Source organism: Thiomicrorhabdus sp. (assembly GCF_963662555.1).
Classification (GTDB): Bacteria; Pseudomonadota; Gammaproteobacteria; order Thiomicrospirales; family Thiomicrospiraceae; genus Thiomicrorhabdus.
The window spans coordinates 2,614,208-2,637,057 of record NZ_OY759719.1 but is presented as its reverse complement, the minus strand read 5'-3'; the positions used below and the strand labels follow the sequence as shown (position 1 = coordinate 2,637,057).

Annotated in this window: 21 protein-coding genes and 2 tRNA genes; 16 read left to right on the top strand and 7 right to left on the bottom strand. The window is 37.6% G+C overall.

Translation table 11 applies throughout. From position 1 onward, the window contains the following. Positions 1-208: 208 nt before the first annotated feature. Positions 209-1,675: a protein adenylyltransferase SelO gene (locus tag ACORJQ_RS11945; RefSeq protein WP_321324820.1), complete on the bottom strand. Its 1,467-nt coding sequence runs from the start codon at positions 1,673-1,675 to the stop codon at positions 209-211. A 292-nt stretch (positions 1,676-1,967) separates the two neighbouring features. On the opposite strand from ACORJQ_RS11945, the gene ACORJQ_RS11940 reads away from it, so the two are divergent. The 4 genes from ACORJQ_RS11940 (at position 1,968) to ACORJQ_RS11925 (ending at position 6,425) form a co-directional block, all read left to right on the top strand. Then, positions 1,968-2,276 carry a heavy-metal-associated domain-containing protein gene (locus ACORJQ_RS11940; protein WP_321324819.1) on the top strand — a complete coding sequence of 103 codons (309 nt, stop codon included), beginning with the start codon at positions 1,968-1,970 and terminating at the stop codon, positions 2,274-2,276. Between the two features lie 124 nt (positions 2,277-2,400). Further along, positions 2,401-4,629: a DNA topoisomerase IV subunit A gene (gene parC / locus ACORJQ_RS11935; RefSeq protein ID WP_321324817.1), complete on the top strand. Its 2,229-nt coding sequence runs from the start codon at positions 2,401-2,403 to the stop codon at positions 4,627-4,629. Between the two features lie 207 nt (positions 4,630-4,836). Continuing rightward, entirely contained in the window at positions 4,837-5,676 is an 840-nt protein-coding gene (locus ACORJQ_RS11930; RefSeq protein WP_321324814.1) for a motility-associated protein, read from the top strand. A 44-nt stretch (positions 5,677-5,720) separates the two neighbouring features. Beyond that, on the top strand, positions 5,721-6,425 hold the full coding sequence (locus ACORJQ_RS11925) for an OmpA/MotB family protein (protein ID WP_321324812.1): 705 nt from the start codon (positions 5,721-5,723) through the stop codon (positions 6,423-6,425). Positions 6,426-6,470: 45 nt separating this feature from the next. Here ACORJQ_RS11925 and ACORJQ_RS11920 read toward each other — a convergent pair whose 3' ends face one another. The 4 genes from ACORJQ_RS11920 to hemA form a co-directional block, all read right to left on the bottom strand. Then, complete coding sequence (locus ACORJQ_RS11920) at positions 6,471-7,226, bottom strand: HesA/MoeB/ThiF family protein (protein WP_321324811.1); 756 nt, start codon at positions 7,224-7,226, stop codon at positions 6,471-6,473. Between the two features lie 84 nt (positions 7,227-7,310). Further along, positions 7,311-8,159 carry a peptide chain release factor N(5)-glutamine methyltransferase gene (prmC, locus tag ACORJQ_RS11915; RefSeq protein WP_321324809.1) on the bottom strand — a complete coding sequence of 283 codons (849 nt, stop codon included), beginning with the start codon at positions 8,157-8,159 and terminating at the stop codon, positions 7,311-7,313. 56 nt (positions 8,160-8,215) lie between these two features. Beyond that, entirely contained in the window at positions 8,216-9,304 is a 1,089-nt protein-coding gene (gene prfA, locus ACORJQ_RS11910) for a peptide chain release factor 1 (protein WP_321326887.1), read from the bottom strand. A gap of 52 nt (positions 9,305-9,356) precedes the next feature. After that, positions 9,357-10,637, bottom strand: a complete 1,281-nt coding sequence (gene hemA, locus ACORJQ_RS11905; protein ID WP_321324808.1) for a glutamyl-tRNA reductase — start codon at positions 10,635-10,637, stop codon at positions 9,357-9,359. Positions 10,638-10,982: 345 nt separating this feature from the next. On the opposite strand from hemA, the gene ACORJQ_RS11900 reads away from it, so the two are divergent. The 12 genes from ACORJQ_RS11900 (at position 10,983) to ACORJQ_RS11845 (ending at position 21,513) form a co-directional block, all read left to right on the top strand. Continuing rightward, positions 10,983-12,875, top strand: coding sequence for a tetratricopeptide repeat protein (locus ACORJQ_RS11900; RefSeq protein WP_321324805.1), 1,893 nt, complete (start codon positions 10,983-10,985; stop codon positions 12,873-12,875). Positions 12,876-12,979: 104 nt separating this feature from the next. After that, a tRNA-Gln gene (locus ACORJQ_RS11895) sits at positions 12,980-13,054 on the top strand. A gap of 51 nt (positions 13,055-13,105) precedes the next feature. Continuing rightward, positions 13,106-14,062 carry a ribose-phosphate pyrophosphokinase gene (locus ACORJQ_RS11890; RefSeq protein WP_321324803.1) on the top strand — a complete coding sequence of 319 codons (957 nt, stop codon included), beginning with the start codon at positions 13,106-13,108 and terminating at the stop codon, positions 14,060-14,062. A 291-nt stretch (positions 14,063-14,353) separates the two neighbouring features. After that, complete coding sequence (locus ACORJQ_RS11885; protein WP_321324801.1) at positions 14,354-14,941, top strand: 50S ribosomal protein L25/general stress protein Ctc; 588 nt, start codon at positions 14,354-14,356, stop codon at positions 14,939-14,941. 69 nt (positions 14,942-15,010) lie between these two features. After that, positions 15,011-15,586: an aminoacyl-tRNA hydrolase gene (pth, locus tag ACORJQ_RS11880; protein ID WP_321324799.1), complete on the top strand. Its 576-nt coding sequence runs from the start codon at positions 15,011-15,013 to the stop codon at positions 15,584-15,586. Between the two features lie 76 nt (positions 15,587-15,662). Further along, positions 15,663-16,754 carry a redox-regulated ATPase YchF gene (gene ychF / locus ACORJQ_RS11875; protein WP_321324797.1) on the top strand — a complete coding sequence of 364 codons (1,092 nt, stop codon included), beginning with the start codon at positions 15,663-15,665 and terminating at the stop codon, positions 16,752-16,754. Between the two features lie 296 nt (positions 16,755-17,050). Beyond that, positions 17,051-17,127: transfer RNA gene (locus ACORJQ_RS11870), tRNA-Met, on the top strand. 732 nt (positions 17,128-17,859) lie between these two features. Further along, on the top strand, positions 17,860-18,852 hold the full coding sequence (locus ACORJQ_RS11865; protein WP_321324796.1) for a hypothetical protein: 993 nt from the start codon (positions 17,860-17,862) through the stop codon (positions 18,850-18,852). A 339-nt stretch (positions 18,853-19,191) separates the two neighbouring features. Beyond that, on the top strand, positions 19,192-19,350 hold the full coding sequence (locus tag ACORJQ_RS11860) for a hypothetical protein (protein ID WP_321324794.1): 159 nt from the start codon (positions 19,192-19,194) through the stop codon (positions 19,348-19,350). Positions 19,351-19,388: 38 nt separating this feature from the next. Then, positions 19,389-19,703: a helix-turn-helix domain-containing protein gene (locus tag ACORJQ_RS11855; RefSeq protein WP_321324792.1), complete on the top strand. Its 315-nt coding sequence runs from the start codon at positions 19,389-19,391 to the stop codon at positions 19,701-19,703. Next, a complete protein-coding gene (locus ACORJQ_RS11850; RefSeq protein WP_321324791.1) occupies positions 19,675-20,616 on the top strand; it encodes a reverse transcriptase family protein in 942 nt (313 codons plus the stop codon). The genes ACORJQ_RS11855 and ACORJQ_RS11850 overlap by 29 nt, the downstream gene beginning before the upstream one ends. Before the next feature lie 342 nt (positions 20,617-20,958). Further along, positions 20,959-21,513 (top strand): hypothetical protein, encoded by a 555-nt coding sequence (locus ACORJQ_RS11845; RefSeq protein ID WP_321324789.1) that lies wholly within the window; start codon positions 20,959-20,961, stop codon positions 21,511-21,513. A gap of 107 nt (positions 21,514-21,620) precedes the next feature. On the opposite strand, the gene ACORJQ_RS11840 is transcribed toward ACORJQ_RS11845, so the two are convergent. Both ACORJQ_RS11840 and ACORJQ_RS11835 read right to left on the bottom strand, forming a co-directional pair. Beyond that, positions 21,621-22,151: a hypothetical protein gene (locus tag ACORJQ_RS11840; protein ID WP_321324787.1), complete on the bottom strand. Its 531-nt coding sequence runs from the start codon at positions 22,149-22,151 to the stop codon at positions 21,621-21,623. Between the two features lie 36 nt (positions 22,152-22,187). Continuing rightward, on the bottom strand, positions 22,188-22,829 hold the full coding sequence (locus tag ACORJQ_RS11835) for a lipoprotein (protein ID WP_321324785.1): 642 nt from the start codon (positions 22,827-22,829) through the stop codon (positions 22,188-22,190). Positions 22,830-22,850: the final 21 nt, after the last annotated feature.

Below are 22,850 nucleotides of genomic sequence, written 5' to 3'. Positions count from 1 at the left end.
AATAATTCTTTCAGTATAAGAATCTGTTTGATTTTAGTTGAAATGTAATACATTGTAAATTAACCAATACTTAATTTTGCTTATTTTTTAGAGGGCGATCTATGCTAAATTTTTACCCGCTTAAAAACACATTTAATCCAGCATGACTCCTGAGTATGATTTGTCTAACTTGATGTTGCCATAATATAGCAACTAACAATTTTTCAAGCTAAGAAGAGCAGCTTAACGCTAACCCTTTTTGGCACATGGTCGGTGGCTTGAGATAATCTTTATTTAGTCTGAGTAAATGTTCGCTTGGCTCGTTTGGATTTCTTAACCAGTTCATCCAGTTTTCTAGTGAGCTTTTATCTCCACTTTCTAGGTCTTGGATAATATCTTGAGCAATATAGTTTCTTAATATTACAACGGGGATTTCATGCGTTTTTTTGGTTTCTTGTTTTTCCTGCTCAGCAATGCGTTTGTGATAGTTCTCTAACCAAATATGCCACTCTTTTGAATCTAGTATAAAGCGTTTAAACTCTTCTTGTTTAGACCCGTTTTCAGTGTTTAAAAAGGATAGTAAATGAAAAAAGTAATGAAAGTCGAGTTGTGATTTATCCAATAATAATAGGGTGTCAGCAATAAAATGTTTATCTTCGGTTTGCGGGTTGGTCAGGCCAAATTTATAACCCATTTTTAATAGGTATTGTTGATTAAAGGTGTTGATATAAGCATCTATTGACTCTTCTATTGCCTGAGCTGGTACTAGCTGGCTAAAGGCTTGGGCCAAAACTTGACAGTTCCATAACCCAATATTGGGTTGTTGGCTATAGGCATAACGGCCTTCAGTATCAGAATGGTTGCAGATGTAATGTATCTGGCAATCGTCCAAAAAGGCATAAGGGCCAAAATCAAAAGTTTCTCCCGCAACCGACATATTGTCAGTGTTCATTACGCCATGACAAAATCCCACAGTTTGCCAGCCGGCAATAAGTTGACCTGTTTTGGTAGTAATAGTTTTTAAAAGTTCGGCGTAACGAGTCTCTTCATCTACATGTGTTTTTAACTCGGGATATACGGTATCAATCACATAATCAGCAAGTTGTTTTTGATCATCAATATTTCCTTTTTGTGCCAACCATTCAAAGTGACCAAAACGAATATGGGTTTTAGCAACTCTAATATAGGTTGCTCTTGATTCCACTTGTTCACGCATAACGGGTTCAGAGCTTGCACATAAACTTAAGCAGCGTGTACTGGGTACACCTAAAGCATCTAGAGCTTCGCCAATTAAATATTCACGCACTGCAGATCTTAAAACGGCTCGCCCATCACCTCTTCTTGAATAGGGGGTTCTTCCACAGCCTTTTAGGTGTAAATCCCAAGATTGCCCGATTTTGTCTTTAACCTGGCCAAGTAAAACACCACGGCCATCACCTAAATCGGGGTTGTAGTAACCAAATTGGTGGCCTGTATATTTTTGTGCTAATGGTGTTAAGCCTTCTGGAAAATGACTACCAGAAGTCATTGCAAGAATCGTTTCTTGAGAGAGATCAATACCGAGTTCGTCTAGTAAGTTTTGATTTTCATGCAGTAGCTCTGCCCCATGCATTTTTTCTGGCTTAACTAAGCTATAGAAATCGTTGGGTAGGTTTGTGTAGCTTTGAGTAAATTCTGTTTGCTGAGTTTCTGACATAGGTTTTAGCGTTAATTTTATAAGTAATAGTTAAAATTTTAGCATTCAAGCAAGCAGTTGTGAGATTAATAACCAAGTAATTTACTGAGTTATTTTATTTGATATAAATTATTTGCAATTCACTGCACCGCGCAATGGGGTATAAAGGCCTGGTATTTGTCTATTAGCCGCTTTAAGAAGAATCTTTATTTCAGCTAGGCAAATCATTAACGTGATTAAATTGTGTTAAATTAATCGTTTAGTAACCAAATTAATGGCAGATTCAAAATTCTGCTAAGTGGGGGGAGCATATATGGAAACTATTTTTGTTGAGAATATAAAGTGTGGTGGCTGTGCTAATGGTATTAAACAAAAATTGGCCACAATTGATGGTGTTGAGAAAGTGGATGTTGACGTTGAGGCAGGCCTGGTAAATTGCAGTTTTGTTAATCAAGACAATAATGATGAATTGTTGGATAAAGTAAAGCAACAATTACAATCAATGGGCTATCCTGAAGTAGGAAGTGTTGCCGGTTTAAAGGCAGCAGGAGCCAAAGCAAAATCGTTTGTGTCATGTGCGGTAGGAAAAATGACGGATTCTTCAACTAATGAAGATAAATAAAGTAGAATCTAACAACAATAAAATTCAATAAAAATATTCATATACTAATTGAATCAACTGTTTAAAATTTTGATTGGTAAAATATGAAAGTTCATAGCAAAGAGTGTAATTCAGGAGAGGATGAGTGAGCCAGCAAACGATTAACTACGAAGGTATCGAACAAAAAAGCGTTGCTGAATTTACAGAAAAGGCATACTTAGATTATGCCATGTATGTCATCTTAGACCGAGCTCTGCCTCATATTGGAGATGGTTTAAAGCCAGTTCAAAGGCGTATTATTTATGCTATGTCTGAGCTCGGTTTAAAAGCTTCTGCAAAGTACAAGAAATCTGCTCGTACTGTGGGGGATGTGTTAGGTAAGTTCCATCCTCACGGTGATAGTGCCTGTTATGAAGCTATGGTGCTTATGGCACAAGACTTTTCTTTTCGTTATCCTCTGGTTGACGGGCAAGGTAACTGGGGTTCAATGGATGACCCTAAGTCGTTTGCGGCAATGCGTTATACCGAAGCAAAACTCTCTAAGTTTAGTCAATTATTATTAGAAGAAGTCGGGCAAGGTACGGTTGATTGGACTCCAAACTTTGATGGCTCTTTGGATGAACCATTGGTGTTACCTTCTCGTGTACCTCACGTTTTGCTTAATGGTACATCTGGTATTGCAGTAGGGATGGCAACGGATATTCCTCCACATAATTTACGAGAAGTGATTGAAGGTTGTATCGCTTTATTAGCCAATCCAACTATGAGTCTAGAAGAACTGGTAGAGATTATTCCTGCTCCAGATTATCCAAATTCTGCCCAAATAATCACCCCTAAACATGAACTACAAAAACTCTATGAAACCGGGCATGGCTCCATTAGACAAAGAGCCAGTTACCGAGTTGAAGATGGCGTCAATGTGGTTATTGATGCTTTGCCATATCAGGTTTCTGGTTCCAAGCTTTTAGAACAAGTTGCCGCACAAATGCGTGCTAAAAAATTACCAATGGTGGTCGATTTACGAGATGAATCTGATCACGAAAACCCGGTTCGTTTTGTGATAGAACTGCGTTCAAAACGAGTGGATGTTGAAACTGCAATGCTGCATCTCTTTGCGACCACTGACCTTGAAAAAAGTTACCGAGCTAACTTTAATGTGATTGGTTTAAATGGCCGTCCGCAAGTGAAAAATTTAAAAATGATGTTGGCCGAATGGTTGATCTATCGTATTGAAACTGTTCGCCGCCGTTTGCAATACCGACTAGATAAAGTGTTGGCTAGATTGCATATTTTAGATGGGATGATGATTGCCTTTCTGAATATAGATGAAGTCATTGCAATTATTCGTGAGCAAGAAAAACCTAAACCCGCATTAATGGAACGTTTTGATTTAACTGATATACAAGCCGAGGCAGTTTTAGAGCTTAAATTAAGACATTTAGCTCGTCTCGAAGAGATGAAAATCCGCACTGAACAAGCCGAATTAGAAGCGGAAAGAGATAAGCTAGAAAAAATCTTAGGTAGCGATGCTCGTCTTAAAACCTTAGTTAAAAAAGAACTTATGGCTGATGCAGAAGCCTATGGCGATGATCGTAAATCTCCTTTAATTGAAGCACGTACTGCTCAAGCCATGAGTGAGCAAGATTTATTGCCATCTGAGGCAATTACGGTTGTATTATCTGATAATGGTTGGGTTAGAGCAGCGAAAGGGCATGATATAGACGGCAAGGCCCTAGGTTACAAATCAGGCGATGGTTTCTGTTCACAAGCCATTGGGCAAAGTAGGCAGATGGCCGTGTTTTTAGATAATACTGGCCGAGCCTATGCCTTACCGGGGCACAGCTTACCTTCTGCTCGTTCACATGGTGAGCCGCTAACAGGGCGTCTAAATCCGCCGGCGGGTAGTAAATTTATGCACGTATTACTTGGTCAGCCTGATGACAAAATCCTTTTAGCTTCAAGTGCGGGTTATGGTTTTATTACTCAGCTTGAAAACCTTTATTCAAAAAACAAAGCTGGTAAAACGTCAATTTCTTTGCCTACTGGCAGTAATGTATTAACGCCAACTTCTGTACAAAAAGAACAGTGGGTGGTTGTGGTAACCAGTGAACCACGAATGTTAGTTTTTAAGGCAGAAGAGTTACCCGAGCTTGCTAAAGGTAAAGGCAATAAGTTAATTCAGCTCCCGAAAGGTGAGCACGTAAAAGCAGTTTTTGCTTTTAGTGAAGGTTCAAAAATAGTAATTCAGGCAGGAAAATACGAGAAAGTATTTGGCCCAACAGCAATAGAGGAAGCATTTGCTACTCGAGCTAAAAAAGGAATTGTACTCCCAAGAACGCTTAAAAACGTTACACAAATCTATCAATCTGAATAGCTTTTTCAGTATTCATCTCACTTATTGGTATAGCTGTTGCTTTATCAACCCTAATTCAAGTTTCTGTCAATAAACTATCGGCTTTTTTAAAGAGTTGATAGTGAATTGATTTAATGTGTTAAACACAAAAACGTTTATAAATTCTTTACTCTTTGCCTTAAAGTACTCCTTGTAGAGCATGGTTTAGAGATTAACTAAGTGAAATCTATGTTTGCAAAACCAATTGGTATTCTTGTAATTACCGTAAGCTTTTTTGGTGGGTTCCTTCTTATGGGAGGAAACCTTCTCTCTCTATGGCATCCATCAGAATTGGTTGTAATTTTAGGGATCGCTTTAGGTACTTTTTTAGCGGCGACTCCAACCCATGTTTGGTGGCGAACCATAGGGTTCTTAGGCCGTTATTTTGCTGGCGAAAAAGTCTCTAAAAAACTCTATCAAGAAACATTAGGGTTGCTTGAGGAGTTGGCTAGGTTATCGCGTTCTTCCGGTGTATTGGCTTTAGAAAAGCATGTCACAAACCCAGAAGATAGTGAGATATTTTTAAATTATCCTTTGGTTTTAAAGCATAAAGATTTAAAGAAATTTATTGTTGATAACTTTAACTATTTATTACTTAACCCGCCGCAATCTCAAGTGTTTGATCACCACCTAGAAAATCAGATTTATGATATTTATGACTCTATGAGTGAAGTCCCTAAATCGGTAGGTAAAGTGGCAGATTGGTTGCCAGGTTTTGGTATTGTTGCTGCGGTATTGGGTGTTATTTTGACCATGGAATTGCTTGGCGGTGATATGGATGTCGCTAAAATCGGTACGGCAATTGGTGCCGCTTTAGTTGGAACATTGACGGGGGTGTTTTTTGCCTTTGCCGTTTTGGCACCATTTGTACATGCAGTAGAAGTAATGATACGTCAAGACAAATCACTTTTTGAAATGACGGCTTCATTTTTATCTGCCTATGCCAATGGCGTGTCGCCAAACTTAGCGGTTGAAATTGGTCGTCAACGAATACCTCCAGAATTTGAAGTTCCACGTGAAGAAAATTAAGCGAGAAGGTGTGATGATTATCTTTAGGCACAAAGTAGGGACTTATGTCGCGTAGAAGAGGACATGATGAAGGTGGTGCCCATGGTGGTTCATGGAAAATAGCACTTGCCGACTTGATGACCGTGCTAATGGTTTTCTTTTTGGTCATGTGGCTTATTTCTGTGGTGGATCCTGTTGAACGTCAAGCCTTTATAAATAGTATAGTTGGGATACCTCCAGTTGGTGCTGAAATCCAAGATGAGAAATTATTGCCTCCACAAGAGGAAATTATACAACTGGATTTAAAACCACCGGCAAGCCAAGCCGAAATCGAAAAGGCTATGAAAGATGTAGACCCCAAAGATATCAAGATAGAAGAGACTCCAGAGTTTACTAAGATTACCTTAAAATCGGATAGTTTTTTTGAGAGTGGACGTGCCACGATTAGTGATAAAACGAGAGAAAATATAGAGAAATTAGGCGAAACTTTAGCTGGCCGAAATCAGCCTATAACCATCACTGGTTATACTGATAATGTGCCAATCAATAACTTTCAGTTTCCTTCAAACTGGGAGCTTTCAGCCGCTAGAGCGGCAACCGTAGCAAGAACGTTTATTTATATGGGTGTTGATAAGCGTTTGCTGTCTATTGAAGGTAAGGGCGACAATGATCAGGTGGCATCAAACGCTACGGCTTATGGTCGATCTTTAAATCGTCGAGTGATTGTTTTGGTAGATAAGCGACCAAAGTCAGCGGTAGATTTAAACTAAATCCATTCGAATGGTTTTAGTTAAATTTTATTTAAATAAGCTTCTCTAACTACAGTGGTTACAGTTTTCATCTTTCTTTAAGTTTAGTGTTCTAATCATCATTGTATAGGCATCAATAATCATTAGCTTACCAGTCAAAGTCGGTAAGTTAAGCAAGGCTTTGATTGCTTCAATCGCTTGCATTGACCCCACCATCCCCACAACGGGAGAAAGCACTCCATTTTGACTGCAGGTCAATTCTTGACCAGAATCTTCAGCATAAAGACATTGATAACATGGACTATTTTCATTGCGAAAATCGTAAGTAGAAAGTTGGCCTTCCCAGCGGATTGCCGCTCCAGAAATTAGTGGTACTTTTGCTTGGTAACAGGCACGGTTTAAAGCAAAACGAGAGGCAAAGTTATCGGTGCAATCTAAGACAGCATCGGCTTTTTTTACCAATTCCATAATATCGTTTTCATTGAGTTTGTCTGAAATCGTGTTGATGTTTATATGATGATTTAAATCGGTTAAATTCTGTTTGGCTGACTCTACTTTTGCTTGCCCAATATTGTTTTCACGATGCACAATTTGACGTTGTAAGTTGGAATCATCAACCTCATCAAAATCTACCAGTGTGAGTGTGCCAACACCTGCCGCCGCCAAATAAAGAGAGGCTGGAGAACCGAGACCTCCAAGTCCAAAAATGATAACGTGCGACTGAGTAAGTGTAAGTTGGCCTGCGTAATCAATCTCAGGCATTAAAATCTGGCGACTGTAACGTGATAACTCTTGATCATTTAATTCAGTTTTTAATGTCATTAAAATATCTCTATCTTGATGGGCTAATTTGATGAACTTTATCTAGTTAGAATTATCCCACGGTTTGTATCGGCTTATAATTGTTTAGGGTTTTTGAGCGAGGCTGATTCTTGGGTTGCCACCTAAGTCTTGTTTGGTGGTGATGTTTTGGTAACCTGCCTCTTTAAGCAATGTTTGTATTGGCTGTGCTTGATTATAACCGTGTTCAATCAGTAACCAACCCTGAGTCTCTAAATATGACCAGGCCTGGTAAATTATAAATTTAATATCAGTCAATCCATCCTTGCCAGAGGTTAAAGCACTTAATGGTTCAAAACGAACATCGCCTTGTTGGAGATGTGGATCATTATCTTCAATATAAGGAGGGTTTGAGACTATAAAATCAAACGTTCCTTCTATAGCAGAGAACCAGTCGCTGGTTAAAAAGTTAACCTGTAAATTGAGTTGTTGAGCATTTTGCTGTGCCACATCTAGAGCAGCGGTGCTTTGATCGACTGCAGTAACATCATAACCAGGCAGCTCGCTTTTAAGTGCTAAGGCAATGGCTCCGCTACCTGTTCCCAAGTCTAAAATTTTTCCGCACGGCTTTGAATTGTGAGTTGAATGAATTTCTAATACGGCTTCAATAAGCGTTTCTGTATCTGGACGGGGAATCAGTGTATCTGGCGTTACCTGTAGATTTAATCCCCAAAATTCACGATGACCAATAATATGGGCGATAGGTTTACCCAAAAGGCGTTGTTGTAATCCGTTTGCAAAATCTTTAGTTTGCTGGTTGGTTAATATTTTTTCAGGCCAGGTAAAGAGATAGGTACGATTAACGCCCAAAGCATCACAAAGCAGTAGTTCGGCATCTAGGCCTGGAGAATCTACCAGGCCTGCCATTTTTAATTGCTCTTGGGCTTGTTGCAATGTATTTTGAATGCTTAACATATGATTGCGTATTAACTTAATCGTGGCGTTAAGTGATTAGGAGTCACTATTTATTGCTACTTGTCGTTGCTTAATGCCGCTAAAAGTTCCGCTTGGTGTTCTTGAACTAGTGGGCCAACAACTTGGTCTAAACCACCATTCATAACTTCATCTAACTTATAAAGTGTTAGGTTTATGCGGTGATCTGTTACTCGTCCTTGCGGATAGTTGTAGGTACGAATGCGGTCTGAACGGTCACCAGTTCCAACCAAGCTTTTTCGTTCTTGAGCAATTTCGGCGTCATGTACTTGTTGCTTAGCATCCATAATTCTTGCCGCCAATAAAGACATCGCTCGGGCACGGTTTTTATGTTGAGAGCGTTCATCCTGACATTCTACAACCGTACCCGTTGGAATATGAGTAATACGGATAGCAGAATCGGTTTTGTTAACGTGCTGTCCACCAGCACCAGAGGCACGGAATGTATCCACTTTTAAATCGGCAGGATTTAATTCAATTTGTTCAACATCGGGTGCTTCAGCCATAATAACGACGGTTGCAGCCGATGTATGAACACGGCCTTGTGTTTCAGTCGCTGGAACACGTTGTACTCGGTGAGCTCCAGATTCAAACTTTAATTGCGAATAAGCACCATCACCAATGATGCGGGCAATAATCTCTTTATAGCCACCATGTTCACCTTCATTGGTGTTAATGACTTCAACTTGCCAGCGCATTTTTTCTGCAAAACGGCTGTACATTCTAAATAAGTCACCTGCAAAAATAGCGGCTTCATCACCACCTGTTCCCGCACGTATTTCTAAGAAAATATTTGCATCATCATTCGGGTCTTTAGGCAGCATCATGGTTTGAAGCTCTACCTCGTATTGGGCAATCTTTGCTTCAAGTTCTGGTAATTCTTCTTGAGCCATCTCTTTTAAATCAGCATCACCAGATTGCATCATCTCTTTGGCTTCAGCAATATCGTTTTCGGTACTGCAAAAAGCTTTGAAGTTTTCTACAACCGGCGTGATTTGAGCATATTCTTTATTAAGAGCGGTGAATTTTTTCTGGTCGCTAATAACGCTAGGATCGGACATAAGGGCATTAACCTCATCCAAGCGTTCTACTAAAAGCTCTAGTTTTGTGCGAATTGAATCTTTCACAGGCATTTCTCAGTATCTTTGTGTATTGGTTTGTAACCAAAAAGTTAATCGTTTATTTGTTTAAAGCTTTGGAGTCTTCTTCACAAATTAATAGGGTCTCAGCCGCTTGTATCAAGTCTTTATTACCTTGCATTCCCGCTTGGTTGAGTTGTTTGGTTGGGGTATGAATCAGTCTGTTTGTTAACTGATTAGCTAGACGTTTAATTATCTCTTCAGGGGCAACGCCTTGCTCTAGTTGGTGTAGAGCGTGATCTAAAGAAGCTTCTTTAATATGCATGGATTGCTGACGATAAGCTTGTATAACCGGTTTAATTTGCTGACTGGCTTGAAGCTGAGTCACAAAATTCTGGGCTTGTAATTCAATAATTTCTTCAGCTTCTAAAGCGGCGCTTTGACGTGATTGTTTACTGCTTTCAATAATTTCTTGCAGATCGTCTACCGTATAAAGATACACGTTATTTAAGTCGCCAATGCTGGCTTCAATGTCCCTAGGAACAGCAATATCGACCATAAACATTGGGCGGTTTTTACGTTTTTTTAATGCCGTTTTCACTGACTCATGTTTAAGGATTGAGTCAGGGCTACCTGTAGAGCCAATAACAATATCTGCCTCATGAAGATGCGCATCAATTTCTTCTAAACGAATCGCATAACCGTCCACACTGGTAGCAAGCTTATGGGCTCGATCAAACGTACGGTTGGCAATAATTAAATTACCGATATTGCTCTCTTTTAAATGGCGAGCGACTAATTCAATGGTTTCACCAGCACCCAACAATAAAGCTGTTTGTTCCGATAAGTCGCCAAAAAACTGTTTAGAAAGTGATACAGCTGAAAAAGCAACTGAAATAGGACTGTTACCAATTGCGGTATCGGTTCTCACCTGTTTAACGGTTTTAAATATATGTTGAAATAAATTTTCTAAAACCTGGTGAATGCTATTGGCTTTATGAGCATAATTGTATGCATCTTTTATTTGGCCAAAAATTTGTGGTTCACCAAGCACTAATGAATTAAGGCCGCTGGCAACACGCATAATGTGTTTTACAGCTTCTAAGTCATGGTGAACATATAGGTAAGGTGTTAGTGATTGATTTTCTAGTTGAAAAAAATCATGTAGCCAACTGTGAACAGCATCTTCTAAGCGGCTTTCTTTGAGAATACAGTAAAGTTCGGTACGGTTACAGGTAGATAAAATGATGCATTCAGAAACTAAGTCTTGCGACTTTAATTCTTGAATAGCTTGAATAGCGGCATCGTTTGAAAATGAAACTGTTTCACGGATATCGACTGGTGCCGTTTCGTGATTTACGCCAAGGGTACATAGTTTCATAGAATCAGGGCTTTACCGTTACTTATATTTGGCAGAATTTATCTACAACTGAAGAGGCGTAATTTTGCTAAAAAAACCGCAAAATTGCAAGTTTTTGACGCAAATTTGAATAAGCATTATGAACTTATTTTAAAACTTGAATTGATAGAATGGTATTTAAGGATATTTGAGAAGCTTAATTTTACAAAGGTTTTGATCACGTTGTTAGTCTTGTTTTAGATAAATAAACTACTCGTTTGTGTTTAAAAATCAAGAGATTTTCGCAAATTTGCTTTTAAATCACCTAGAATGAAGTCCTACTATTTATTTCTATCTATTTTGTAATTGTTAAGGATATTCAAGACAGTGCATCCACTAGGATTAAAAGACCAAAAGCTGTTGTTTTTGAGAGCCAAAAATACACAGAAGTTTAATATTAATGCGGCACAGTGTAAGTTACGTACTAGAAATATGGTGTTATCCGCTGTTTTTGGTGGTTTCATTTTTTTGTCTGGATGTGCGTTAACACCTAATCAAGAATCATCTGAACAATCTTCAGCCCAAGACAAGGCATCAATTGTCAATTCTGAAAAAACAGACTCAGAGAATAAAGCTCCAAAAGAACCTGTTGCTCAGCATGCACCAAATTTAGATGCTAAAACTATGTTTGAGATTTTAGCGGCTGAAATGATGGTGCAAAAAAATCAAATGGGTCAGGCGTTCGAGGTTTTATATCCTCTAGCAGTAAAAACTAAAGATCCCGCCTTAGCTGAAAGAACTTTTCAAATTGCCATGGGCACTTTTAATGTGCCTAATATTGAAAAAGCAACCTTGCTTTGGCGAGAAGTCGCTCCAGATTCCGCTATTGCTTGGAGAGCTTCTTTTTTATTAACGCTTAGACATAATAAGGTTGCCCAAGCCTTAAAAGAGTGGGATACCTATCGTAAACTCTCAAAACAAACTCTTTCAGAAGAGCTCGTTAGTACCGCAACCAAAGTTGCTGGTTCAGTCTCTAAAGAATCAGGTACTGAATTTTTTCAGGCTCTAACTCAAAAATACCCAGATGAGTGGGCGTCTTATTATGGTTTGGCAATGATTTCTGCTGCGTATCGAAATCCAGACGTTGGTATTGTTGCGTTACAGAAAGCTAAACCGTTATTGCCCAAAGAAGATTTAGAAAAGTCATTACCTGTTTTTTATCATCTTTTATCGCAACTTTATTTAATGGATTCACAGCCTGAAGAGGGGATTAAGGCCTTAACGCCATATGTAGAAAAACACCCAGATGACCTATTAGTTCAAGAGAGAGTAGCTAGATTAGAAGTACAAGCAGTTAGATACGATGATGCTGAAAAGCGTTATTTACAAATACTAAAAGTGGAGCCAAATGCTTTAACCTCTCGTCTATCTGTAGCATTAATTCAAATTGAACAAAATAAATACGAGCAAGCAGAAAAAAATCTGCTGTTAATTACGCAAAATAAAGCTTATGAATCGGTTGGTTATTACTATTTAGGCATTATGTACCAAGAAAGTGGGCAAATTGAAAAAGCCATTAAAGCGTTTGAAACTGTCAAAACTGACAATTACCTTATAGACTCTCAGTTGCATTTAGCTGAAATTTATTTTGCACAAAAAAACACTAAAAAAGCGTTTGATGTTTTAAATAGCATTCAAGTAAAAAATGACAAAGATAAAGTCAAGGTTTTACGAGCTAAAGCTATTTTTAATACCGCTGAAAATAAAACTGCAGATGCTATTAAGTTATATGAACAGGCCTTGAAAATTGAACCTGATAATCTAGAAATTTTAAAAGCTGAATCTTTAATATTCTACAATTTAGAAAAATTTGAAGAGTATGAGGCTAATTTGCTAAAAGTTCTTAAAGTTGATAATAACGATGTAGATGCCCTAAACGCTCTTGGTTATTTTTATGTTGAGAGACATACCAAGCTTGATCAAGCTTATATTTTGTTGAACAAAGCATTAAAGCTAGAGCCTAATAGTTATTACATTTTAGACAGTTTAGGTTGGTACTATTATCAGGTTAAAGAGTTTGATAAAGCGATAAGTTACTTACAAAAAGCTTTTGATATCGAAAAAGATGACGAAGTACTTATCCATTTAGTTAGTGCCTACTGGCAGAATCAAGAAATAAATCGAGCAAAATCATTATGGAAAAAATATCACAATAATTTTTTACAAAATGACAGAGTTCAGAAATTAATCAATGAGTTGGAATTAGGAAAAGTAAAGTAAGGTGTCGAATTAATGATTTTTTTTATAAAGTTTAAGAAATTAGACTTGAACTTATAAGAAATAAATGGATAATACGCACCTGTCTTTAACGACAACGATATTAAAGGGCTGTAGCCAAGCGGTAAGGCATCTGGTTTTGATCCAGTGTACCGCAGGTTCGAATCCTGCCAGCCCTGCCAATATCCTACCGAATTCCCAAGTCATTTTTTCCTCGAACAGGAGCGCCTTAAATGGCTAACAAAAATGTCATGATTTTTGCAGGTAATGCAAATGTCAGTCTCGCAGAAAACATCTCACAATATTTAGATATTCCATTAGGTAAAGCTGATGTAGGCCGTTTTAGTGATGGCGAAATCATGGTCGAGATTAAAGAATCCGTTCGTGGTCAAGATGTCTATGTATTACAACCAACTTGTACACCAGAACCAGCAGTTAATCTTATGGAAATGTTGGTGATGATTGACGCTCTTAAACGTGCCTCTGCGGCTCGTATTACAGCGGTAATTCCTTACTATGGTTTTGCTCGCCAAGATAGACGTCCTTACTCTGCTCGTGTTCCTATTACTGCTCGTCTTGCTGCTGATATGATCACCGCAGCAGGTGCAGATCGTGTTGTTACAGTTGATTTACACTCAGATCAGATTCAAGGTTTCTTCAACGTTCCTGTTGATAATATCTATGGTTCACCGTTATTGGTTGAAGATATGCAAAATAACTATAACCTTGATAATGTCACCGTTGTTTCACCGGATATGGGTGGGGTTGTAAGAGCTAGAGCTGTAGCTAAAGCAATAAATGCCGATATGGCAATTATTGATAAGCGTCGTCCTAAAGCCAATGTAGCTCAGGTTATGAATATTATTGGTGATATTGAAGGGCATGACTGTATTATTGTTGATGATATGGTTGATACAGCTGGTACTTTGTGTAAAGCTGCAGCCGCATTAATGGAGCGTGGTGCTAAAAGTGTTTCTGCCTATGTTGTTCACGCCGTATTATCTGGGCCAGCCGTTGAAAATATTCAAAATTCAGTGTTAAAAGAATTAGTAGTCACAGACTCAATTCCTGAGAGTGCTGAAGCTAAGGCGTGTGCAAAAATTCGTCGTGTTTCTATTGCAGGTATGTTGGGTGAGACCATTCGACGTGTCAACCTAGAAGAATCTGTTACGGCTTTGATGAAACACTAAGCACATCAAGCAGGCAATATTTAAAAAGCACTCTTAATGAGTGCTTTTTTGTTTTATAGGTTTCGTAGCCTAATTTCTACAATAAGTACTTTAATCTATTGTCTATTTTTAGGTGACTAAGTCAGAATAAAAAAGTAGAAAAAGAGTGGTAAATTATTGAGTTTTAAGTATAATGCCCGCTCCCCTCATGTTTGGTCGCGGACATGAGATGTTTTAATTTAGTAGTTTTTAGGCTTTAAGAGCCGGCCATTATAAAAGTGTTTAAAAAACTACGATATTTGGAGAAATCAAATGAGCCAAAATTGGACAGCAGAAATCCGTACAGAAGAAGGGAAAGGTGCGAGCCGCCGCCTTCGTAACACGGGTAAAGTACCAGCAATCATTTATGGTGCTGGAAAAGATGCAGTATCTGTGTCTTTTGCACAAAACTTCGTTAAGAAAGCACTTGAAAACAATGATAACTTCAATGCTGTATTAACTATTGATGTTAAGGGTGGTGAAACAGAGTCTTGTGTTGTTAAAGATCTTCAGCGTCATCCATCTACAGGTGATGTATCTCACATCGATTTACAGCGTGCAGGTACTGACAACAAACTAACTAAGAAAGTCCCTCTTAACTTTGTTGGTCAAGCTAAAGCTCCTGGTGTGAAACTTGGTGGTCTAATGTCATTCTTACAAGCTACTGTAGAAGTTAGCTGTTTAGCAAAAGATTTACCTACTAAGATCGACGTTGATGTTTCAGCAATGGATGCTGGTACAAGCCTACGTCTTTCTCAGTTAGTTATGCCTGAAGGCGTTATCTTAACTGCACTATCTCACGGTAATGCAGATTACGACCAAGCGGTTGTAAACATTGGTAAGCCTAAGCGTAAAGGTTAATTCGTTTTGGGTTTGGCTTAACTAAACCCATTACGACTTTAATTATTACTGTAAAAGAGAGCCGGCGTTATGTCATCTGTTCAATTAATTGTTGGTCTGGGTAATCCAGGCGAAAAATATGAGCAGACTCGACATAACGCCGGTTTTTGGTTTGTGGACGAAATTGCTAGACAATACGGTGTAGAGTTTCGTCCAGAAACCAAATTTCTTGGATTAGCCGCAAGAGTTCAATCTAATGGATTAGATTTTTGGCTATTAAAGCCAACGACCTTTATGAACCGTAGTGGCCAATCCATTCAAGCCTTAGCTAAATTCTATAAAATTCCTGTTGAATCTATTCTGGTTGCTCATGATGAGCTTGATTTGCCTACTGGAACTGCAAAATTGAAAGTTGGTGGTGGTCATGGAGGTCATAATGGTCTTCGCGACACCATTGCGGCAATGGGAAAAGAATTCATGCGTTTGCGATTAGGGGTGGGGCACCCAGGACACAAAGATTTAGTTGTGGATTATGTCTTAAAAAATCCATCAAAAGCAGATCGCCAACTAATCGATGACGCAAGTTATGAAGCCACCCGAGTTGTGCCAGACTTGGTAAAAGGTGATTTGGCCAAGGCAATGCAAGAGTTGCATACAAAATCTTAAGTTTAAAATACACAAATAAATCGTTTTAAACGGTTTCGTCAACCATATTCATTATTCCGTTTTTAGGAGACACAGCATGGCAATTAAATGCGGTATCGTAGGCTTACCAAATGTTGGTAAATCAACACTTTTCAATGCACTAACCAACGCAGGAATCGAATCAGCAAACTACCCGTTTTGTACTATCGAACCAAACGTAGGTGTTGTGCCTGTACCAGACGCACGTGAAGATGCGTTAGCAGCCATTGTTAAGCCTGAAAGAGTATTGTCTGCAACAGTAGACTTTATGGATATTGCAGGCCTTGTAGAAGGTGCTTCTAAGGGTGAAGGGTTAGGTAATAAATTCTTAGCCAATATCCGCGAAACTGATGCCATTGTACAGGTTGTTCGTTGTTTTGAAAATGATGATATTGTTCACGTTGCAGGTAAAGTAGATCCTATTTCTGATATTGAAATCATCAATATGGAATTGATTTTTGCTGATATGGAATCTATTGAAAAAGCCATTCAAAAAGTACAGCGTATTGCCAAAAGTGGCGACAAAGAAGCAGCAGCTCGTATGACTCTGCTTCAAAAAGTTTTAGCTGAGTTAGAAGAAGGTAAGTTAGTTCGCTTAATGGGCTTATCTGATGATGAGTTAAAAGAATTAAGGGATTTGCATCTATTAACGGTTAAACCAATGATGTATATCGCAAACGTTAATGAAGATGGTTTTGAAAATAACCCACTTCTTGATTCTGTAAAAGCTCTAGCAGAAGAGCAGAACGCTAAAGTGGTTGCCATTTGTGCCTCACTAGAAGAAGAAATCGCTCAATTAGATGATGAAGACAAAGCCGATTTCTTAGAAGAGATGGGTCAAGAAGAGCCAGGTCTAAATCGTGTTATTCGTGCAGGTTATGAAATTTTAGGCTTACAAACCTACTTTACAGCAGGTGTAAAAGAAGTTCGTGCTTGGACAGTCAAAAAAGGCGCAACAGCTCCACAAGCCGCTGGTGTGATTCACACTGACTTTGAAAAAGGATTTATCCGTGCAGAAGTCACAGCCTATCAAGATTTTATTGATAATAAAGGTGATGCAGGGGCAAAAGCTGCAGGTAAACAGCGTTTAGAAGGTAAAGAATACATTGTTCAAGATGGCGATGTAATGCATTTCCGCTTTAACGTCTAAAATTTAGTTTTATTGCTTCCTAAGCAGACACTATTCTGTGTTAAGGAAATGCTCACTTACAATTCGTAAGCTCGCATTTCCTACCTTGCCTTGAGCAACCTCAATCTTCCAATAACAGCAAAATTGGATTTGATAAATTAAGCCAATTACTAAATGTTTTCTTAGATAATTTACCAGGCCTGGTAAGTTGTATTTAAATACTTAGATAAGCATTGCGGGATTGTAAAAAAAGTGTCAAATTGTCACTCTATTAGGTTGACATATTTCACCCAGGTCTTATAATACGCCCACATTTTGGCTACATAGCTCAGCTGGTTAGAGCACATCACTCATAATGATGGGGTCCCAGGTTCAAATCCCGGTGTAGCCACCATATATTTTAAAGCCCGTACTTAATGATTTAAGTACGGGCTTTTTTGTTTCTAAAATATCGAATTTAAAAGCTTTTTTGTCTTTTTAGTGTATGCTTAATCTAGTAACTTAATCATAAAACTAACGGTATTCTTGACGGCACTAAAATTTGATTTTTGTTCAATACCGTCAAAAATCGCTATAACTCTTTTCAATAAATGAGTCTAATTTTCTCCTTAATGATGTTCAACTCAACAACCTAATTGTTAAGGATAAGCACTACAAAGTCACTGATAAAGGCGGCCTTTATATTCACATATCTACACAGACCATAAGTCATGGAGGCGTGATTACCGTTTTAATGGGAAACGTCAAACCATCACTATCGGTGGTTTATCCGTATATTTCTCTCAAAGAAGCCAGATTACCATAAAGATGTAATTAATAGAGCGGGTTTTAAACACCAATATGAAGGGCTATATATTTATACTGAAACCTTTAAAAACGAAGTGTGTAGAGATATTAATCATTAAACTGCTTTATCTGAATTAAATGCTCAAGGTTTTTTAAAGCATGATAGCGGTCGTTTTGATTGTAAGCTTCCTTCAAATAGCACCAAAAGCGTCCACGAATGATTGCAATTTGGGGCTCATTATTGGGAGAAGAAAGCGAATGATTGATTATTTTCATGGGGCAGGCTTGCCCCAACTGCCCCTAAATTGTAATATGCTTAGTTAAAAATTAAGGAATAGACGTGAATTTATCAGTAGAGCGAGATTTAATATTTTCAATATTGGCAGGAGGTTGCCCTGTTGACGATGATGAAACAGAAAGGTTTAATTCTTTAAAGCATGATAAGGACTTGTTACCAGTATTTAATCAAAAATTTAATTTCATTATTCAAAGCTGTGGGAAATACGGAAATATTTCTCATGAAATACAAGGTATGAATGATAAAGGTGTAGATATTCTTATCACTTACTATAACGATTATGACAGGTCAAAGATTGGTATTCAGGTCAAATCGTTTGATGATATGAATCAAACTGAGTGGTTGAAAACGTTAAAAGCTCAGATTATAGATGCTTCGCAAAGTGGATGTGATGATTACTATATTTTGTATTGTACAGACCTTAAACAACATAAAAAAAAGTTAAATTATGCACTTGCTGATTTGTCCAACAGTAAATTTCCGATGAAAGTTCATCATGTTGTTCCAAATCAAGTATTAAGCTTTATGAACAAAAGTCAGGTAGACCTTCTAACAGAAATTTCTTTAGGGTTGCGTTGGGATGACTACGTAAAAGATGAAGCTTCAGAATCTCTTCGAAAATTAAATCTCCATGGAGCCTCAATTCTTATATATGTAGTATTTGAATTTCTATCATATGGAAAATCCCAGTTTACTATAGAAGATCTTCTTTATGATGGTTTGGATTTGGCATCTGAATATCAACATGTATCAGTAGAATTTTTTGATATAGATGATGAATCGACTGTAAACGTTGAAGAGTTCATTATTGATGAAGCGGCTACAATTGATTTAATTACAGGGATGTTCTTGAATACATCGTTTGATTCGGAGTGCTACGAATTCATACCCTCAACTGAAATTGCGTTATTGGCATTTATATCAGACATAATGGTTAAATCCCCCTCAATGAGTATGCAGAATGCACAGTCATTTGTCTTCAACTTCCTTCTGCATGAAAGGCTAAAAATTGCAAATAAGCATTTGTGTATTTAGTTGCTTCTTCACGTGTGTCAAATAAATTTTATAGGTTGTAAAAGTTCGCTAATAGCGAATTTTGTTGACTTGCTATGCTTTTTGTTTAATAATTTGTTCGTGATTAATCAAACGAGAGATATTCGCCACCTAAAGAGAGTGTGTAAAAACACTCGCAGAGAATTCGTTCTCTAAATTTTGTCGAGCCCATGTCCGTAACTGTGACGATAAGGCGAGATGCGCGAATGCTGGCGACCAGCATTCGCGGAAGTGAGAGGTTAGTTTCTGGTCACTCTCGTTCCATCTGTTAATGGCGACGTATTCAACAATTCCGTTGAATGCTTAACAGAAGGATCCTTTATGGAAGAAAAAAATATTAATCATGACCGAAAGATACTACCTAAAACCGATGATAGCTCTAAGAAAAGAAAGCTTTCTTGGTCTGCTGTTTTGTGGGTTATCCGCATAGCAGATTTGATTAGAGAAGCGATTAAGTTCATTGAAGAAGGAGGTGGTTAGGCAGTGTTCCTCTCAATTTCTTTTAGGAGTTTCATTTTATGATTCATAGAGCTATTAAGGCATTCCGTCAATATAATAAGATGACTCAAGCAGAAGTTGCTCAGAAGTTATCAATATCTAAATCTTATTTATCTGAAATCGAGTCAGGGAAAAAAACAATCAGCATTGATCTGCTAGAAAAAATTGCAGAAATGTATGATATGCCTGTATCTTCCCTTATATTTTTCTCGGAAACAATGAACTCAAAAGATGCAAAAGTTTCAGAGAAATTTCGTGGATTTGTATCTAGTAAAGTCCTTAGTGCTTTAGAGTGGGTAATCGAGCGTGACTCAAAAGAAAAAGCCGTTATCTAAAATACAATCTAAAGGCAAAAGTTATTCTATAACCCAATCCCCATTTTATAAAGTTTCTTCAAAAAAAAGACTTGCCAATATTCTTGGTTGTTCTCCTAAAGCCCTTAAAAAACTATCGAGCGATTCCTTTTACAATGTTTTTAATGTGAACAATGATAAAGGTAATGTGAGAGAAATACAGCAACCTATAAGTGAGCTGGAAGCAATTCACACAAGAATAGCTAGTCTGATGAGTAGGATTGCTATTCCTATAGACATTCATTCAGGCCTTAAGAAACGTTCTCATGTTACAAATGCTAAGCAGCATATAGGTAACAAGAAGTTGTTAACTACTGATATACGTAAGTTTTTCCCTTCAACTAGTAAAGAGATGGTTTTTCGTTTATTTTTTTACGATTTTAAAATGCCGGGAGATATCGCACGTCTTATGTCAGACGTTTGTTGTTTTAAAAATGGTTTGCCTACTGGAAGCCGCTTAAGTATGCATATGGCGTATTGGGCAAATCATGGAATGTTTGAAGAGATTGATAATTTGTGTAAAAGCTTGAATTTGGTATTTACTGTATATGTCGACGATTTAACTATTTCAGGAGATAGTGTAAATGAGTTACTACTTAATACACTAAAAAAGATTGTAGGCAGATATAACCACAGGCTTCATGAAGAAAAGACGCGTATCTACGGAAAGAACGAAAAAAAACTTGTGACAGGCGTGATTATTGATGGGAATCAAACCAAGGTTAAAAATCAACAGCTCAAGAATATTTTTGAAGATATGGAACAGTGGAAATTGGTAAAAGGAACACCTTTGGAATTGCCTTCGATCAAGCAGCGATTAGTTGGGAGGCTAAGTGCTGCTTCACAGGTTCAGTCTTCTTTTAAAGATAAGGCGAGGTCTGTTTTAAAAGACTAAGTATTAGGGTTTCAACGGTATTGTTAACGGTATTTTGGTCGCTCGTTTTTGAAAAATATTTTAAAAACATGGTGTTATTATGATTTATTTGTGTCCGGTGTAGCCGCCACTATTTTAAAGCCCGTACTTAATGATTTAAGTACGGGCTTTTTTGTTTCTATTAAATAAATTATTAAACTATATTCTGTTCACATTTCATTGCCGCAGGTTTTACCAGGCCTGGTAATTTGTTTATCCCCAAAGGCTTAGTGGTGGATCTTTTTTAGCACGACTTTTAACCTGCTATTTAGGCCAACTATTTAAAACTTCTGTTATGATTATTTTTATTTTAGGGTTTTGATTGTGAATAAATTACGTTTTGTTTTGTTGTTGGCTTTGTTTCTGCAAAGTTACCAGGCCTGGTCTTTTTCTGAGCCTTGCCAGTTAGTGGCTAAGATGGCGGGTAATAATGAGTATCAGCAGGAGCCTAACCGTATTGCGAGTTTAAATCCGCCAGCAGATATACCTAAGGAGTGGAAACTTGAATTATTAGAAAACCATGGTGCTTGGTATGTGTATCAAACAGATAAACCTTGGTTTACAAAAGAAAACTGTGCTCCATTAACCAAAAAATCTTTAAAAGATAATTCAAAAGTGTTGTTTATGCCTGTGCTGTTAAATAAAAAAACAGGGCATAATGCGGTAGTGACCGGAACATTTATTATTAAGGTTTATCATAAACGTGATTTGCCTAAGGTTGTTAAGCGTTATGGTTTTTTACCTGTTAGCCCATTGCCTAATCCAGAGTCTATGATTGTTGAGGTCCGTACAACCGATTCTTATGATTTGTTGATTCAAACCTTAGACAGAGATAAGGATGTAGATTTGGCATTGCCTTTATTGAGTGAGCCAAGATAAGCCAATATGAATCAAGATGATTCAATAAAGTAAATGCAATTTGTTCTCAAAAATAGCGATAAAAAAGGCCTCTAATGAGGCCTGTTTTTTTGGTGGCAGAGTGAAAATCAGTATTTGATTTTGCTCTCTTTAACCATTTTGTATATATCTAAACGTTTTTCATTGCCTAGGGCTTTTAACCCTTGGTTAATCGCTTTTTCTAAGTTACCAGGGTAAAACTCTTCAAGCGTTAAACCTAAAATAGGTTCGGCAATTTGTTCACCCTTTGAGTTGTAAATATAAGTTGTTGGAGCAACGATTACACCTTGAGAAGGGCCAAACGTTTTCATCTCAATTTGTTTGCCTGAGAAGTCTTTCATTTCCCAATGTGGTCTATCTAAGATAACTTGTCTAAATTCAGCATAACTTTCAATATTGGTGGTTTCAATTAGAGGATGAATAATGTTTTCTTCTAATTTTTTACAATAATTACACCAGGTTGCAGTATAAAAAACGACAACTGGAATATTGAACTTTGCAGCCGTGTTTCCTGTTTTTTGAAGATCAACCGCAAGCGGTAAAATTTCACCCGCTTTACTGTTTGAAAACCCTAATAGCAGTATAAGCGTTAGGCTTATGCCAATAATTTTTGTACGCATTTTAAATGCCTCATTTCAATAATTGATTTAGTTATATTAATAGTGACGTCTTTGTAAATTGCAACGGCTACCCACTTCTTTTACAAAAAAAGATATTTTATGTAGGCTTTCATACGAGGTATTTAGGCTTTTCTTATAGCGGGTTCCACATAACCAATTTCCATCACGCAAAAGGGCGATACGTTTACTAGAGTTGTATTTTGGGTTGTCTAAATACAAGTAAATTCCATTGCCATTCATACTGTACTGCAAATAAGCCGTTTCTGTTGAGTTGTAACGGCTTTTAGGATTTTCTAAAGTGAGCTGAATTTTTTTGGTTTCGCCACGGGCAATTTCATAACTTTCTTCAAGTATGCGTTTTTCGCGTTTACCATATTTGTACTTGCCACCAAGGATATTTATCATCATCACATTGCCGTTTTTTGGAGCATTATATAAACGCTCTAAACGTTCTCTTTCGGCCATTTCTTGTTTTAACTGAATCTTGCGTTCTTCAGCCTCCGCTTTCATGCGAATAGTTCTTTGCTCTTCTTCATATTGTTGCTGTTTTAACAACAGTGCCTGGCGTTCTTCAGGGGTGATCGATTTCCATTGTTCGTCACTCATACCAAGAGGGTTTGAGCTTGCACAACCGGTTAACAGAGCAAAGATAACAAAAACAAATAAAAATCTTTTCATGAATATCCTTTTTAAAAGCAC